At 65.9% G+C, this 16,693-nt stretch carries 15 protein-coding genes; 10 read left to right on the top strand and 5 right to left on the bottom strand.

Annotated elements, in window-relative coordinates; translation table 11 throughout:
• Positions 1–3: 3 nt before the first annotated feature.
• From QM685_RS03625 to QM685_RS03665, 9 genes are all read left to right on the top strand, one after another.
• A complete protein-coding gene (locus QM685_RS03625; RefSeq protein WP_415112807.1) occupies positions 4–846 on the top strand; it encodes an ABC transporter permease in 843 nt (280 codons plus the stop codon).
• Between the two features lie 31 nt (positions 847–877).
• On the top strand, positions 878–1,765 hold the full coding sequence (locus QM685_RS03630; RefSeq protein ID WP_415112809.1) for an ABC transporter permease: 888 nt from the start codon (positions 878–880) through the stop codon (positions 1,763–1,765).
• Between the two features lie 43 nt (positions 1,766–1,808).
• Entirely contained in the window at positions 1,809–2,654 is an 846-nt protein-coding gene (locus QM685_RS03635; RefSeq protein ID WP_415112811.1) for an ABC transporter ATP-binding protein, read from the top strand.
• Between the two features lie 46 nt (positions 2,655–2,700).
• Positions 2,701–4,068 (top strand): LLM class flavin-dependent oxidoreductase, encoded by a 1,368-nt coding sequence (locus QM685_RS03640; protein ID WP_415112813.1) that lies wholly within the window; start codon positions 2,701–2,703, stop codon positions 4,066–4,068.
• A gap of 280 nt (positions 4,069–4,348) precedes the next feature.
• Positions 4,349–4,837 (top strand): sigma-70 family RNA polymerase sigma factor, encoded by a 489-nt coding sequence (locus tag QM685_RS03645; RefSeq protein ID WP_415112815.1) that lies wholly within the window; start codon positions 4,349–4,351, stop codon positions 4,835–4,837.
• A gap of 34 nt (positions 4,838–4,871) precedes the next feature.
• On the top strand, positions 4,872–5,849 hold the full coding sequence (locus QM685_RS03650; protein ID WP_415112817.1) for a FecR domain-containing protein: 978 nt from the start codon (positions 4,872–4,874) through the stop codon (positions 5,847–5,849).
• Between the two features lie 104 nt (positions 5,850–5,953).
• A complete protein-coding gene (locus QM685_RS03655) occupies positions 5,954–8,446 on the top strand; it encodes a TonB-dependent siderophore receptor (protein ID WP_415112819.1) in 2,493 nt (830 codons plus the stop codon).
• A 4-nt stretch (positions 8,447–8,450) separates the two neighbouring features.
• The gene (locus tag QM685_RS03660; RefSeq protein ID WP_415112821.1) at positions 8,451–9,620 is read left to right on the top strand and encodes a PepSY-associated TM helix domain-containing protein; all 1,170 of its coding nucleotides are present in this window, start codon (positions 8,451–8,453) and stop codon (positions 9,618–9,620) included.
• The gene (locus QM685_RS03665; RefSeq protein ID WP_415112823.1) at positions 9,613–9,810 is read left to right on the top strand and encodes a hypothetical protein; all 198 of its coding nucleotides are present in this window, start codon (positions 9,613–9,615) and stop codon (positions 9,808–9,810) included. The genes QM685_RS03660 and QM685_RS03665 overlap by 8 nt, the downstream gene beginning before the upstream one ends.
• A 32-nt stretch (positions 9,811–9,842) precedes the next feature.
• Here QM685_RS03665 and QM685_RS03670 read toward each other — a convergent pair whose 3' ends face one another.
• The 4 genes from QM685_RS03670 to QM685_RS03685 all read right to left on the bottom strand — a co-directional run bounded on the left by QM685_RS03670 (position 9,843) and on the right by QM685_RS03685 (position 15,004).
• Positions 9,843–11,243: an MFS transporter gene (locus tag QM685_RS03670; protein WP_415112825.1), complete on the bottom strand. Its 1,401-nt coding sequence runs from the start codon at positions 11,241–11,243 to the stop codon at positions 9,843–9,845.
• Positions 11,244–11,336: 93 nt separating this feature from the next.
• On the bottom strand, positions 11,337–12,176 hold the full coding sequence (locus QM685_RS03675; RefSeq protein WP_415112827.1) for a dioxygenase: 840 nt from the start codon (positions 12,174–12,176) through the stop codon (positions 11,337–11,339).
• Positions 12,177–12,224: 48 nt separating this feature from the next.
• Positions 12,225–13,268, bottom strand: a complete 1,044-nt coding sequence (locus tag QM685_RS03680; protein ID WP_415113110.1) for a maleylacetate reductase — start codon at positions 13,266–13,268, stop codon at positions 12,225–12,227.
• A gap of 11 nt (positions 13,269–13,279) precedes the next feature.
• Positions 13,280–15,004, bottom strand: coding sequence for an FAD-dependent oxidoreductase (locus QM685_RS03685; protein ID WP_415112829.1), 1,725 nt, complete (start codon positions 15,002–15,004; stop codon positions 13,280–13,282).
• A gap of 199 nt (positions 15,005–15,203) precedes the next feature.
• Here QM685_RS03685 and QM685_RS03690 point away from each other — a divergent pair, with 199 nt between their 5' ends.
• Positions 15,204–15,722, top strand: coding sequence for a MarR family winged helix-turn-helix transcriptional regulator (locus tag QM685_RS03690; protein WP_415112831.1), 519 nt, complete (start codon positions 15,204–15,206; stop codon positions 15,720–15,722).
• Between the two features lie 3 nt (positions 15,723–15,725).
• Here QM685_RS03690 and lipA read toward each other — a convergent pair whose 3' ends face one another.
• A complete protein-coding gene (gene lipA / locus QM685_RS03695) occupies positions 15,726–16,691 on the bottom strand; it encodes a lipoyl synthase (protein WP_415112833.1) in 966 nt (321 codons plus the stop codon).
• Positions 16,692–16,693: the final 2 nt, after the last annotated feature.

Consider the following 16,693-nt stretch of genomic DNA (forward strand, 5'->3'; position numbering starts at 1 on the left):
ACGATGAGCGATACAGCGATCCCTCTCGCCACGGCCGCCGGCGGCAGTGCCGGCCGTCGACGCACCACGCGCGCGTGGCTGCGCGGCGCCGCCTGGCGCGTGGCGCCGTGGCTGTTGCCGGCGATACTGCTCGCGCTCTGGACGATCGGCAGCGCGCGCGGCTGGATCGCGCCGCAGATCCTGCCGCCGCCCGCGCGCGTCTACGAGACGTTCATGGAACTCGCGCGCAGCGGCGATCTCGCGCGTCACACGCTGATCAGCCTGCAGCGGGTGCTGTGCGGTTTCGGCATCGGCACGCTGCTCGGCTTCGCGCTCGGCGCGGCGCTCGGTCTGTCGCGCACGCTCGAAGCCTATGTGCTGCCGAGCTTCAACGCCGTCGTGCAGATCCCCGTGCTGGGCTGGCTGCCGTTTCTGCTGCTGCTCGTCGGCGTGGGCGAGCCGCTCAAGTACATCCTGATCGCGCACGCCGCGCTCGTGCCCGTCACGCTGAGTACGTTGCAGGGTTTCCGCCAGGCGCCCCACACGCTCGACGAAGTCGCGCGCGGCTATGGCTATAGCCGATGGCAGCGGATCGTCCACGTGGTGTTGCCCGCCGCGGTGCCGACGCTCGCGACCGGCGTGCGGCTCGCGTTCACGAAGGCGTGGCTTGCGCTCGTCGTCGTCGAACTGGTCGCGTCGTCGGAAGGACTCGGCTATCTGATCGTCTATGGACGGCAGCTATTTCAGCTCGATCTGGTGATGGCGGCCGTCGTCGTGGTCGGCGCGATCGGCTTTATCGTCAACCGTCTGCTCGATTCGCTCGAAGCGCGTCTGCGGCGCGGCCGGCCGTCCGCGTTCCGTGAATGATGCCGCGGCAAGACAAAAGCAAAGGAACCCCATGCGCTTTCTTTCTACCCAGCGCGTGCCGCGCGGCCTGAACCGTTCGCTACGCGAGGGCCCGCCGCCATGCGACTGCGCGGCGCCGCCCCGGCAGCCGCGCAAGCAGGCGAAAGCCGTCGCCACCCGGCGCCGCATCGCATGGCGCGGCGTGCTGTTGCCCGCTGTCGCGCTCGTGCTGTGGTCGGTCGTCGCGGCGCTCCATCTCGTGAAAAGCGGCCTGCTGGTGAGCCCGCTCGCGGTTCTGCAAACCGGCTGGCAGCAAACGGCGAGCGGCGCATTGGCGCGTGCGCTGTCCGCTTCGCTCGCGCGCGAAGCGAGCGGCTTTGTCATCGGCACGCTGGGCGGCCTGCTGCTAGGCAGCCTGCTGGGTTTCTCGCGCATTGCCCGGCGCATGGTGGGGCCGAGCTTCGACACGTTCAAGCAGATTTCGCTGTTCGCGTGGATACCGCTGATTTCGGTGTGGTTCGGACTCGGCGATGCGGCCAAGGTGGTGTTTCTGTCGCTGGCAGCGTTGCTGCCGGTGACCGCGCACACCTGCGACGGCATCCACGCGGTGCCGCGCAGCTATATCGAAGTGGCCCGCGCGTTTCGCTATTCGCGGCTGCAACTGGCCGTCCATGTGATTCTGCCCGCCGCGTTGCCGTCGATTTTCACGGGCCTCTATCTGGCGCTGATCTATTCGTGGCTCGCGACGCTCGGCGCCGAATATCTGCTGGTATCGGGGAGCGGCATCGGCAATCTGCTGATCGACGGCAGCGAGCAGTTCCGCATGGACCTCGTGCTGTTCGGCATCATCGTCGTGGGTTTGACTGGCTGGGCGCTCAATGCGCTGGCGCGCCGCGCCGAGCGGGCTCTTTTCGCGCGGCGCCCATTCGGCGCGCCGTGATGCCGGCGCACACGCGTGCGCCCATTTCTACAGGATCATTCTCATGACCGCCGCGGTATCCGAAGCTCTCGACATCCGTCACGTGCGCAAGCGCTACGTCCAGCATGGCGCGGCGCTCGACGTGCTCGACGACATCACGCTGGGCGTGCGCCCCGGCGAATTCATCAGCGTGCTCGGCGCGAGCGGCTGCGGCAAGTCGACGTTGCTGCGCCTGATCGCCGGTCTCGATACCGACTACAGCGGCGACATCCTCGTTGCCGGCGAACAGGTGCGCGACACGTCCTTGCAACGCGGCATCGTGTTTCAGGACCATCGGCTGTTCCCGTGGCTCACCGCTTCGCAGAACATCCTGGCGGCGCTGCGCAATGCGCCGTTGAGCGCGAAGCAGAAACGCGATGCGGTAGCGGAACACATTGCGCTCGTCGGCCTGACGGGCTTCGAGAATGCGTATCCGCACCAGTTGTCGGGCGGCATGGCGCAGCGCGTGGCGATCGCGCGCGGGCTGGTCAACCGTCCGCGCGTGCTGCTGCTCGACGAACCGTTCGGCGCGCTCGACGCGCTCACACGCAGCCGGCTGCAAAACGAATTGCAACGCATCTGGCAGCAGGAGCGCATCACGATGATTCTCGTCACGCACGACGTGGACGAGGCCATCTATCTCGGCGATCGTGTCGTGACGATGGCGCCGCGTCCGGGCCGCATCCGGCGCATCGTCGAGGTCGCGTTGCCGCGCCCGCGCGAGCGCGGCGACCCGGGCTTCATCCGTTTGCGCGACGAGATCGTGGCCGACTTCGGCGAGCCCGGCACGCTGCCGCACGATGGTGATGGCGGCTTGCCGCATGCAGGGGCTAGTCATCCGCCGATTACCGAATGGCGGCTCGCGTGGTGACGCGCGCGGCCCGCCTCACAACCAGCGGCATGCTACGGAGCAGACGATGAGCAACAGCAAACGGCAAATCAAGCTCGGCGCGTTTCTGATGGAAACCGGCCACCATATCGCCGCGTGGCGGCATCCCGACACGCATGCGAGCGGCGGACTCGATTTCCAGCATTACGCGCAACTCGCGCAGATCGCGGAGCGCGCCAAATTCGACACGATCTTCTTCGCCGACAGCGTCAGCGTGCGCGATACCCACCTGCCCTCGCTGTCGCGCACCGCGCGCGCGGACCACTTCGAGCCGCTAACGCTGCTGTCGGCGCTGTCGGTGGTCACGCGCAACATCGGGCTGATCGCGACGGTGTCGACCACCTTCAACGAACCGTACAATCTGGCGCGCAAGTTCGCGTCGCTCGATCATCTGAGCGGCGGCCGTTCGGGCTGGAATCTCGTCACGTCGAGCACGGAGTCCGAGGCGCTGAACTTCAGCTTCGACCGGCATCCCGAGCATGGCGAACGGTATGAGCGCGCGAAGGAGTTCCATGACGTCGTCGCGGGCCTGTGGGATAGCTGGGAAGACGACGCGTTTCTGCGCGACAAGGAAAGCGGCGTGTATTTCGATCCTGACAAGCTGCACGTGCTCAACCATCGCGGCAAGCATTTCAGGGTGCGCGGGCCGCTGAACGTCGCGCGTTCGCCGCAGGGCTGGCCGGTCGTCGTGCAGGCGGGCGCGTCGGAGGCCGGCAAGGAACTCGCCGCGCAGACCGCGGAAGTCGTGTTCGTCGCGCATCAGACGCTCGACGAAGCGCAGGCGTTCTATCGCGACCTCAAGGGCAGGCTCGCGCGCTATGGCCGTCAGCCGGATCATCTGAAGATCATGCCGGGCATTTTTCCGGTAATCGGCCGGACCGAAGAAGAAGCGCGCGCGAAATTCGCCGCGCTCCAGGAACTGATTCATCCGACCGTGGGCCTGTCGCTGCTCTCCAATATGGCGGGCGGCGTCGATCTGTCGAGCTATCCCGTGGACGGACCGTTTCCGGATCTGCCGGAAACCAATGGCGGCAAGAGCCGGCAGCGTCTGCTGCTCGATCTCGCGCGGCGCGAAAACCTGACTATCCGCGATCTGTATCTGCGTATCGCGGGCGCGCGCGGACACCAGCAGGTCATCGGCACGCCGCAAAGCATCGCGGATCAATTGCAGCAATGGTTCGAGGAAGACGGCGCGGACGGTTTCAATATCATGTCGCCGTGGCTGCCCGGCGGTCTCGGCGAATTCGCCGAACTGGTGGTGCCGGAATTGCAGCGGCGCGGACTGTTCCGCACGGAATACGAAGGGCGCACGCTGCGTGAAAATCTCGGCCTGCCGCGGCCGGTGAATCGCCATGTTCTCGCGCGAGCGGAACGCGCGGCAGTGGCTGCCCAGTAGATTCCCCACGGTCCGGATATACCCACGGTCCGCGCCGTATCCGCTCCGCTCGCGGACCGTCGGTATCGAAACAGACCGCCTGCCTATCCCTGTTGCCCCGCGCATCGCGGAATCGGCCGCGAGGTGATCGCCGGCGATCACCGTCGCCATAAGCCGACATCCCATTTAATGTTTTTTGCTTTGATGACAATGATTCTCATTTCCAGTAATATCCGATCACTTCCCGCTTGTGCCCGATTTGCGCCCGATTCCGTCTATGCGGTCCGATCCGTCTCCTCCCATGGCAGCAGGCATGTATGCGGCACATCACCGCTGGCTGGTCGGCTGGCTGACCCGCCGCGTGCGTGATGCCGCCGATGCCGCCGACCTTGCGCACGACACCTTCCTGCGCGTCATTTGCCGCGCGGCGTCCGACCTGCACGCGGTGCAGGAGCCGCGCGCCTATCTGACCTCGATCGCCAAAGGGCTGGTCGTCGATCACTGGCGCCGCCGCGATATCGAACAGGCGTGGCTGGATGTGCTCGCGCAGATGCCCGAGCCGCAGGTGCCGTCGCCGGAAGTGCGGATGATCGTGCTGGAAACGCTGGTGCGCATCGACGCGGTACTCGACGGACTCGCCCCGGCGATGCGCTCCGCGCTGCTGTGGGCGCGGCTCGACGGCGCGACGGTGCCGGAGATCGCGACGCGCCTCGGCGTCTCGGTCGCGACCGCCGAGCGTTATCTCGCCAAGGCGCTGCGTCATTGTTACGACCAGGTCTACGCGAGTTGAGCCCATCGCGTCCGCCGCCCGCCCCTCCCCGCTGATGAACGACGACATAGATTCCGCCATAGTCGACGCCGCGATCGCCTGGTCGGTGCGCCTGCAGTTCAATCGCGCCGGCCCGGATCAGACCGCGGCGTTCGAGCGCTGGCGCGCCGAGCGGCCCGAACACGAAGCCGCGTGGCAACGCGTGGCGGCGCTCGGCGAGCCGTTCAGCAAGGTGCCGTCGAAGCTGGCGCTCGACACGCTCGGCGAAGCCGCGCGCCGCAACCGCAGCCGGGGGCAGCGCCGCAAGGCGCTGAAGGCGCTCGGCTGGTTCGGCGCGGCGGGGCTGGCCGGCTGGTTCGCGAGCGAAAGCGCGCCGTGGCAACGCGCGACGGCCGACTACGCGAGCGCGACCGGCGAGCGCAAGACCGTGCGGCTCAGCGACGGCACCACGCTCGTGCTCAATACGGATACCGCGCTGAACGTGCGCCTCGACGACACCCGGCGCGTGATCGAGCTGCTGCGCGGCGAAATCTACGTGCGCACCGGCCACGACGCCGGCGTCGCCGTAAAAAGGCCGTTCTACGTGCAGACCGGCTTCGGGCAGTTGCAGGCGCTCGGCACCGAGTTCGCGGTGCGGCTCGATCCGGCGAGCGCGCGGGTCGGCGTCGATCAGGGCGCGGTCGAGATCGCGCCGCCGGACGGCCCGCGCGTCATCGCGCGCGCGGGGGATGTGTATCAGTTCGACCGCACGCGCGCGTATCGCGTCGACATGCCCGCGTCCGCGGCGTCCGACTGGCTCGACGGCGTGATCGTCGCGCACGAGATGCCGCTCGAGCGCTTCCTCGCCGAGCTGTCGCGCTACCGCACCGGCGTGCTGCGTTGCGACCCGGCGATCGCGTCGCTGCCGGTTTCGGGCGCGTTCCAGACCGCCGATACCGATCGCACGCTCGCCTTCCTCGCCGACCACCTGCATCTGTCGCTGACATTCCGCACCCGCTACTGGGTCACGCTGCACGCGGCCGGCGCGTCGTAAAAATTTTTTTCGCGAAACATGAGGGGATTTCGCTTCTCGTCCGGCAATAGGGGAAAGCAGCCTGATGGCTCGACTCAACCCATTGTCCGACGAGGAAGACCAACGTGAATCCCAGCCGTACTCCGCGCCATTCCGCTCCACGCGCCGATGCAGGCCGGCGTGGACGCGCCGCCCAGCGCGCGCGCCGCGCGCTCGTGCCGACCCTGCTCGCGCTCGGCATCGCGACCGTATCGTCCACGCCGCAGGCGCAAGGCGCCGCGCCGGCCGACGTCGCCGCGACCCGTTCGTTCGACATCGCGACCGGCAGCGTCGACACCGCGCTCGATGCATTCGCCCGCCGCGCAGGCGTCAGCGTGTCGTACGATGCCGCCGACGTACGCGGCAAGGTCACCCAGGGCGTGCACGGCACCTATGCGCCCGCGGCAGCGCTGCAACGTTTGCTCGACGGCACCGGACTCACCGCCGTGGCGAAAATGGACGGCGCCTGGGTCGTGCAACCCGCGCCGGCGGCGGCATCCACGCCGACCGGCGCCGCGGCGACCACCCTGCCGCCGATCAAGGTCGCCTCGACGCGCGAGCGCGAAACGGCCACCGGGCCGTTTGCCGGCTACGCGGCCACGCGCAGCGCAACCGCCACCAAAACCGATACGTCGCTGCTCGAAACGCCACAGGCCATCTCCGTGATCGGCCGCAACCAGATGCAGGAGCAGGGCACGCTCAGTCTCGTCGACGCCGTCAGGTACACGCCCGGCGTGCAGGCCGGCACCGATCCGGTCGACAACCGTTTCGACTCGCTGCGTATCCGCGGTTTCGAGCCGACGCTGTTTCTCGACGGCATGCTTTTGCCGTATGGCGCGAGTCTCTATGGGCGGCCGAAGGTCGATCCGTTCATGCTCGAGCGCATCGAGATTCTGCGCGGACCGTCGTCGTCGCTGTATGGATCGATTCCGCCTGGGGGCCTCGTCAACTTCGTCAGCCTGCGCCCACCCGAGGAAGCCGTGCATACCGTGCAGCTCCAGGCCAACACGTTCGGCCGCTATGAAGGCGCGTTCGACGTCGGCGGTCCGCTCGACAAGGACGGTACCGTGCTCTACCGCTTGACCGCGCTCGGCTTCGACGGCGGCACGCAGATCGATCACACGAAGGAAAGCCGTGTGCTCGTCGCGCCTTCGATCACGCTGCGCCCCGACCGCGACACGAGCCTGACTTTTTCCGCGCTCTATCAACGCGACAACGGCGAGCCGCAGATCCAGTTCCTGCCCGCGCAGGGCACCCTGCTGGGCAATCCGAACGGCACTGTTCCGTACGGCAAATACGTCGGTGAACCGGGCGTCGACGAATACTCGCGCACGCAGGCATGGCTCGGCTACGAATTCGAGCATCGCTTCAATCAGACGTGGAAGGTCAGTCAGAAACTGCGTTACGCGTACCTCGACACGAACCTGTTCGCGGTGGCCGGCGCGGGCCTGCAAGCCGATCTGCGCACGCTGAACCGGCAGGTACTGTCCGCCCCCGAACACGCGGAAAACTTCACGCTCGACAATCAGGCGCAGGCGCAATTCCAGACCGGCGCGATCGCGCACACCGTGCTGGTCGGCCTCGACTACCGCTGGCAATCGAGCCGTATCGCGCTCGGCTACGGCTCCGCGCCGTCGATCGATCTGTTCGACACCGTCTATGGCGCGTCGATCGTGCATCCGCCCGTCGCGCAGAGCACGTCGCAGATCCAGAACCAGGTCGGCCTCTATCTGCAGGACCAGCTTGCGTTCGAGCGCTGGCGCCTGACCTTGAGCGGGCGTCACGACTGGGTCGATACGTCGACCACCAATCGCCTCGCGAACACCACCGCGACGCAGAACGACAGCGCGTTTTCCGGCCGGGTCGGATTGAGCTATGTATTCGACGCGGGCATCGCGCCGTACATCGCGTACGCACGGTCGTTCCAGCCCACCATCGGCACGTCGTTCAACGGCACGCCGTTCCAGTCGACCACCGGCACGCAGTACGAAGCCGGCATCAAGTACCAGCCCGCGCACGCGGCGATCTCCGCGAACGCCGCCGCGTTCACGCTGACGCAAAGCAACGCGCTGACGGTCGATCCCGCGCATCCGCAATTCCAGACGCAGTCGGGCAAGGTGCGCTCGCAGGGCTTCGAGCTCGAAGCGAACGCCGAAGTCGCCGAAGGCCTGAAGGTGATCGCGTCGTACACGTATACCGACGCAACGGTTATCCAGAGCAACGGCTCGGACCTCGACAAGCGCGTGATCGTCGTGCCCCGCAATCAGGCCTCGCTGTGGGCCGACTATACGGTGCCGCGCGGTCCGCTACGCACGTTCAACGTCGGGCTCGGGGTACGCTATTTCGGTCAGACGTACGGCAATTCGGCCAACACGGTCAGCATTCCGTCGAACACGCTGGTCGATCTCGCGCTCGGCTATGAACTGGGGCAACTGAATCCGAAGCTCGACGGCGTGCGCTTTTCGCTGAACGTGAACAACCTGTTCAATCGCCGCTACGTGGCGACCTGCACGAGTCTGAACGCGTGCTACTACGGCACGAGCCGCGTCGCGCTGGCGACGCTGCGCTACGACTGGTAAGCCGATGAGCCATTTGCACTTCCAGGTCTGGTACCGGATTCATCGCTGGACCAGTCTCGTCTGCACGCTGTCGCTGCTGTTGCTGTGCGTGACCGGCGCGCCGCTGATCCTGAAGGACGAGATCGGCGTATGGAGCGGCACGACCGTCGAGCCGCCCGCGCTGCCCGGCGTGACGACGCGCGCGAGCATCGACGCAATGGTCGACGACGCGCGGCGGCGCCGTCCCGGCGACGTGGTGCGCTACGTGTCGCAAAGCGACGATTCGCCGGCCTGGTTCGTGTCGCTCGGCACACGGGCGGACTCGAACGACGCGACCGCGGTCTACAAGTACGACGCGCGCACCGGCCTGCTGATTCACGACATCGAACAGCGCAGCGGCGCGATGTACCTGATCCGCAAACTTCACGTGGATCTGTTCGCGGGTCTGCCGGGTACGCTGTTCATCGGCGCGATGGGGTTCATGTTCGTCGTGTCGGTCGTATCCGGCATCGTCGTGTACGGCGTCTTCATGCGGCGGCTGCCGTTCGGGACCGTGCGTCGCGATCGCGCGCCACGGCTCAAATGGCTCGATCTGCACAATCTGGCCGGCATCGCGACGGCCGCGTGGCTCTGCGTGGTGGGTCTGACGGGCACGATCAACACGTTGGCGATTCCGTTGCTGGGCCACTGGCAATCGACCGAACTGGCGGCGATGACCGCGCCCTGGCGTGGTCAGCCGCCCGTCGCGGCGCCGCCGCGTGGCGCGCAGCAGGCGCTCGACACCGCGATGCGGGCGGTCCCCGGCATGCAGGTCGCCTTCGTCGGCTATCCGGGCAGCCGCTTCTCGACGCCGCATCACTACATGGTGTTTCTGCGCGGCGATACGACGCTGACTTCGCGTCTGTTGCAGCCGGTGATGGTCGATGCGCAGACCGGCGCGCTATCGGCGACCGCCCGCCTGCCGTGGTATCTGACGGCGATCCTGATCGCGCAGCCGCTGCATTTCGGCGACTACGGCGGATTCCCGCTGAAGGTGCTGTGGATCCTGCTGGATCTGGTCGCGATCGCGGTGCTCGTCAGCGGACTGTGTCTGTGGTGGAAGCGGCGCGATGCGGTGCGCGCGCGCATCGACGCGCTCCGGTTGCAGGCTGCGCCTTCCGCTGTCACGACTCACGAGGCGACTGCCGATGACTAGAACGAACCTGCGCGTGTGGCTGATGCCGGTGGTCATCAACGTGGCGATTCTGGCGGGATTGGCGCTGGCATTGTTGATCGATGCCGACACGGCGCGCGCGTTTGCGTGGGTGCTGCTCGCGATTCCCGTTGGTGTGATCGGGTATGGGTGCTTCAGGAAGGAGCGGCCGCGCGCGCATCGACGCGGTTGATATTCTGCTGCCGGGTACTACTGCAACCCGCATCAAACCGCGCGCGGAATATGCCGCCGCACGAGCGCGAGCGCAACGAGCACGATCGCCATCGCGGCAGCCAGCATCAGAAGGTACGACGATGCACCGCCCGCGGTAATGACCGCCGCCCCTGCAAAGGCACTGACGATGGAACCCACCCGTCCGAAGGAAAAAGCCGACGCGGTGCCCGTCGCGCGCACGCCGGTCGGATAGACGTGCGCGCAAAGCGCCACCATCGCCACCTGTACCGCATTGACGAACAGCCCGTGTGCGAATAATCCGGCCATCGTCACCGTCACGTGCTGCACGAGATTCACGGTCATCAGTAACGACACACTGACGGCCGCGCCCACGCAGCACAGGATCAACGGCACACGAGAGCCGAATCGCGTAATGACCAGCGCGCATGCGAGTGCACCGAGCGCGCCGCCGAGGTTATACAGGGTCAATCCATAACCCGCCTGCTGTACCGACAGGCCCTCGTTGGCCAACATCGTCGGCAGCCAGCTAAAGGCCGCATAGACGGCCAGCAGGCACATGAAGAAGGCGCACCAGATAGCGAGCGTATCCGCCGCGCGGCCGTCCTTGAAGAGCGCCGTGAATCCAAGATGCCGCTCGGCGCCCTGCTCGCGGGCATCGACGAATTGCACGTCACCCCGTACGTGTCGTGCCATGCGGCCGAGCAGCTTCGTCAGCTCGCCCCAGCGGCGCGGACGGCGCGAAAGGAAACGCGGCGACTCCGGCAGCACCAGCATCAGCACGATCGCCAGAACGAGCGGCAAGGCTCCGCCGGTAAAGAACAGCGTGCGCCAACCATGCGTGCCGAGGATCACGCTGGAGAACAGTCCAGCGAACATCCCGCCCAGCGGTATGCAGAGAATCGTGATCGTGATGGCGACCGTGCGAAACCTGGCCGGTGTGTATTCCGCGGTCAATGTCGCGCAGGTCGGCACCGCGCCGCCGATGCCAAGTCCCGCCACGAAGCGCAGCAGCGCAATGACCGCGACGTTCGGGGCAAAGCCGATTGCGCCGGTTGCAATGCCGAATACGAGCACGCTGCCGATGACCGCCCAGCGCCGCCCGAAGCGGTCCGCGATCAATCCGGCGCATGCACTTCCAATGCCCATGCCCGCGAGTCCTGCGGCAACCACCGGTGCAAACGCGTTGCGCGAAATACCCCATTCCTTGATCAGCACGGGAATGGCAAAGCCGATCATCTGCGTGTCGCACCCGTCGAAGATGACCGCGAGAGCAGCCAGCAGAACGATAAGCTTCTGAAACCGGGTGAACGGACCATCGTCGAGCAGCGCCCCGATATCCACGGTTGCGCCGGCGCCCTGTCTGCCGATTCTGTCATCGAGCGCGGTGAGCGCGTCTTCGCCCAAACCGGCGGGTGTGATAAAGCCAGCCATCCTGTGTCTCCTCTTCGTGCCTCGGTCGGGCATCTCAGGTGTTCAGATTATTTTTTGAGGAGCTTCCCCGTTTTTCGGGTGCTCCCGGCGGTTTCACACCGGCGTCAACACGAAATCGAACCGCGATCGCCAGATCGTCTCGCCGCCGTCGACGCGTTCGAACGGCGCCACCAGCGTCTGCTTGACGCCGAATACGGCATCGCGCGCGATGTAGGTGTCGTCGCCGACGAAGGTGTGGGTGACGACCTTCTGGAAGCCCTCGGCCATCACCATGAAGTGCATGTGCGCAGGTCGATACGGACCGCGGCCAAGCGCGTCGAGCATCATGCCGACCGGGCCATCGTGCGGAATCGGATAGGACACCGGCTTGATGCCGACGAAGCTGTAACGGCCGTCCTCGCCGGTCGTGAAAACACCCCGGTTGTTCCACTCAGGCTGGATGCCGGGCTGCTGCACGTCATAAAACCCATCGGCGTTGTCGGACCACACGTCAATGCACGCGCCGGTGACCGGATTGCCCCGCAGGTCGACGACACGGCCTTCGAACAGGCAGCTCTCGCCCTTCCCGTCGAACGAAATGCGCGCGCCCATTTCGCGCGCGGGCGCGCCGGCCACATGGAACGGCCCCATCACCGTGTTCTCGGTCGCGGCCGGCGGACGGCGATTGTTGATCGCATCCACCAGCATCGACACCCCGAGCGTGTCGCTCAGCAGAATGAACTCCTGGCGCTCCTCGCTGCAGATCTGGCCGGTGCGTGTCAGGAAATCGATTGCGAATTCCCATTCCTGCTGGGTGAGACGAACGTCCTTCACGAACGCATGAAGATGAGCCACCAGAGAAGTCATGACTTCCTTCAGCCGGGGAGTGACGTCCGGCCCCATACGCGAATTGACGGCCTCTACCGAACCTGCTTCGTTGAAATACTGGGACATGATCATTTCCGTTGGTGAACGATTCCTAAGTCAGTGCCATCACTCGCATCACGCAGGCCGCGCGCCTTCCCAGGCGCGCTGCAACAGCGCGCGAACGGCGTCCCGCTCGACCGGGCGCGGATTCCAGTACGGGTTTTCCACCGCCAGATCGGCGGCGAGGTCGAGTTGCGATTCCTCGAGTCCAAGATCACGCAGCGCGAGCGGCGCGCCGAGAGAACCGGCGAAATCGTGCAGCGCCTCGCCGATCGGGCCGCCGAACAGGTCGGCCAACGGCCGCAGTTCCGCGGCGGCCGCCTGTGCGTTATACGCCACCGAATGCGGCAGCACGATCGCGTGCGTTTCCGCATGCGGCAGGTCGAAGCTGCCGCCGAGCGTGTGGCAGAGCTTGTGATGCAGCGCCATGCCGACGGTCCCCAGCACCGAGCCGCACAGCCAGGAGCCGTAAAGCGCTTCCGTTCGGGCGGACAGATCGTCCGGCTCGCTCACGATCACGCGCAGCGCGTCACGCAGCGCTCGCACGCCTTCGACGGCCATCAGCGAAGACACCGGATTGCGGTCCCGCGCATACACGCCCTCCACCGCATGCGCGATCGCGTTCAGCCCGCTGGTGATGCTCATTGCCACGGGCAGCTCGAGCGTCAGCGTCGGGTCGTAGATCACCACTTCCGGCAGGATCTTGCGGTCCCGAACCGTCGTCTTGATGCCGTCTTCGGTCTGTCCGAGGATTGGCGTTACCTCGGACCCCGCATAAGTCGTGGCGACCACGATCTGAGGGGCGTCGTTGCGCCACGCGATGGCCTTGCCCAGCCCGATGGTCGAACCACCGCCGAGCGCCACCAGGCAGTCCGCGCCGGACGCTTCGAACGCCGCCATCGCGTCGAGCGTCACGGCTACCGGCGTGTGCATCGCGGCTTCGCTGAACACGCCCGCCGCCAGCGGACCGAGACGTTCGGCCAGCTTCCGCGCATCCGCGCGCTGGAAGGGCGTGGAAAGGACCAGCGCGCGTTTCGCGCCGAGCCGCCTGATCTCGTCCGATACCGCATCCAGCGTTCCCGGCCCGAACAGGACGCGGCCCGGATTGATGTCGTACATAAAGCTTGCTGTCACTGATGCACTCCGGAAATCAGATTACCGCGCGCGCGGAAATCGTGGGGCTCGTGCTCCGGCGTCGAGCCGTGACGACCGAGTACCCTATTCACGATACCGGCGGCCTCGACGCTACTCTCTCCACGCCACGCGACGATCTGGTCCGGACGAATCAGCACGAGGGGCGCCTCGTAAAGCGCAAGGATCTCGGGATCCGCGATCCGGACCACCCGCAGATCCGCGCCGGCCTGATTCATCGCCGATGTGAACGGTGCCGCGTCTGCCGCAACCGGACCGAGCACCAGCAGCGTCCACTCGAATCCAAACGCGTCGAACAGCGACGAGCCGTCTTTCAGCCACGCGTGCGGCGGCCGGCCGCCGGGACAGGCCGTCGGCGTGTAGACATTCGGCGCATCGGGCGGCGGCGCCGATCCGTCCGCCACGATGACCGGCGAACCGTCGTAGCGTCCGCCGAACGTGATACCCGGAATGTTGAATTCCGCACGCCCATGCTGGCCAAGATATTTCCCGGCTTCGAGGCGCGCGGCTTCTCCACGGGCGCTGCTCTCCTCGATTTCCTCGACCGGAGTGAAGAGGCCCAGCGAGTCGGCAAATGCCCGCGCATAGCCGGTGTTCCTGATCGCCAGCGGACGCCGCTCGAGCTCATACGTATCGAGCAGGCCGGCGCCCGCTTTTCCCTTCGATACCGCGGCCAGTTTCCAGCCGAGGTTGACGGCGTCTTCCACCGCGGTGTTGTAGCCGAGCCCGCCGGTCGGCGTGAAAAGATGGACCGCGTCGCCGCCGAGGAATACACGTCCCCGCTGAAAGTGCTCGGCGACCAGCGAGTGCCCGGCCGTCCAGCCTCCTCTGGAAAGCACCTCCACATCGAGATCGACGCCGGTCGCCGCAATAAAGAGCGCGCGCGCATCGGCATCCGTGATCGTATCTTCCTTTTCGTGCGGACGTAGCTGCGTGTGAAACGCGAATTCTCCGTTGCCATCGACCGCTGCCATGAATGCGCGGCGGTCCTGGTTGAAGGTCACGTTCATCCATGCGGGCGCATGCGGAATACGACGGTAGAAATCCGGACAGCGCACGTAGACGGCGAACATCCGGCCGCCCATGAAGTCGCGTGTAATGCCGGTCTCGCCGGCGTACCGGAACCCCAAGCGCTCGCGGATAAAACTCCGCGGGCCGTCCGCGCCGACCAGATACCGGCTTTGCACAACGAAAGGTACCGCGCCGTGCTGATCGCGAACGGTGGTTTCCACACCGTCGGCCTGTTCCGTGAAATCGACCACCCGGTGTCCATAACGGATCGTTACGCCCGGCAACTGCTCTGCCTGTCGTCTGAGCACGGCCTCCACGTACTTTTGCGAAACCCGGTGCGGCAGTTCCGCCGCGCTCCACGAGCCTTTCAGTTCTCTCGCCTTGAGCTTCGCATCCTGCGCGGACGGCAGCCTGAAGCGCGCAAGTTCGTGCGCCGCGTAGCGGGTGAAATAGGCAATATCGGTCGGAAAGTCGGGGGGCAGTCCCTGCGCACGGATGTCCTCCGAAAAACCCAGCCGGCGGAAATGCTCCATGGTCCGGGCCTGCGTAGCGTTGGCCTGGGGATTGAATGCGGTACTCGCCTTGTCGTCGGCGAGAAACACGGAGATTCCGCGGCGGCCGAGCTCGTTGGCCAGCATGAGACCGCACGGGCCGCCGCCACAAATCATCACGTCAACTCGAATCGTTTCCATATTCCTAACGTCTGCTATTGGGATTGATGCATCGCATGGCGGCCTGACATCGCAAATGGTAAGGCTGCCTGACTGTGGCGAGATAGTAAGACTGCCTGTCTATATCGACAAGTCAGGGTTTCCCCCGGGCGTTGCCGCAACGATATACTTGCCCGTAGCCGAAGTTATGGACGCCTTTTAGCCAAGAACAGCAACGAATATGGCAGTGAAACCCGATACGACCAGCAAACGGAATAGAACGACAACGCGCCCGGCAATGCGTGGCGACCCGGCGCCTGCGCAAGCGGGCGACGCCTGGCGAGTCACGAACATTGGCAGGCTGCTCAACGAGGCCGTGCACCGGTTCGAGGAAAGCGTGCTGGAGAAAATGGCGCTCGCCGGCCACGACGAGTGCACGCTCAGCCACATCACCGTCACGCGGAATCTCGATCTCGAAGGGACCCGCGCGGTCGAGCTCGCGCGCCGGGCGTCAATGACCAAACAGTCGATCGGAGAACTCGTGATTCAGCTCGAGGCACTCGGAATCGTGAAACGGGAACAGGATCCGACGGACGGGCGCGCGAAGGTCGTGCTGTTCACCGAGAAGGGCAGAGACTGGCTCGAGAACTTCCACGCCGCACTCAAGCAGACCGAAAAAGAAATGGAAGAGGATCTTGGCGCGACGCTTTACAAGGCCGTAAAGCGCGGCCTTCTGAAATATGTCCATGGCGCCCGCTGAGCATCAAATTGCCGCAACCTGATCCGCGTGATAAGACGAACGCACGAGCGGCCCCGCCACCACATCGGCAAAACCCATCTTCAGCCCTTCGTCGCGCAGCACGTAGAACGTCGCGGGCGGCACGTAGCGCCGCACCGGCATGTGATAGCGCGACGGCGCGAGATACTGGCCGATCGTCAGAACGTCGACATCGTGCGCGCGCAGATCCCGCATCGTCGCGAGCAGTTCGTCGTCGGTTTCGCCGAGACCGGCCATCAGCCCGGACTTGGTCAAGACCCCAGCATTGCGGCGTTTCGCGCGCGCAAGCAGTTCGAGCGAACCGCCATAGTCCGCGCCGGCCCGCGCCGCCCGATACAGCGACGGCACCGTCTCGATGTTGTGATTGAATACGTCCGGCCACGCAATGGAGAGCGCGTCGAGCGCCCGGTCGATTCGGCCACGAAAATCCGGCGTCAGGATTTCGACGCGAATGCCCGGCACACGCTCGCGCACGAGCGCGATACAGCGCGCGAAGTGCGCGGCGCCGCCGTCGCGCAGGTCGTCGCGGTCCACCGACGTAATCACGACGTAGCGCAGCCCGAGCGCCGCGACGGCGTCGGCGAGCCGCGCGGGCTCATCGTCGTCGAGCGCTTGCGGCCGTCCATGCGCGACGTCGCAGAACGCGCAGCGCCGCGTGCAGATCCCTCCCATGATCATGAACGTTGCGGTGCGCCGCGCGAAACACTCGCCGATGTTCGGACACATCGCCTCCTCGCAGACCGAATGCAGCTTGTGCTCGCGCAGAATCGCCGCCATACCCGCGACGGTTTCACTCATCATCGGCCGCGCATGCAGCCAGGGCGGCTTCGGCAATACGGTCGAGCTGTCCGCCGGCACGATCTTCACCGGAATGCGGGCGAGCTTGTCGCGGTTGCGCTTGCCATGCTGGCCAAGCGCCGTGACGCTGTCGGTATGAAGGGCGGCGTCCATCG

The sequence above is a fragment of the Paraburkholderia sp. genome (genome assembly GCF_047605525.1).
In the GTDB taxonomy this organism is placed as follows: domain Bacteria; phylum Pseudomonadota; class Gammaproteobacteria; order Burkholderiales; family Burkholderiaceae; genus Paraburkholderia.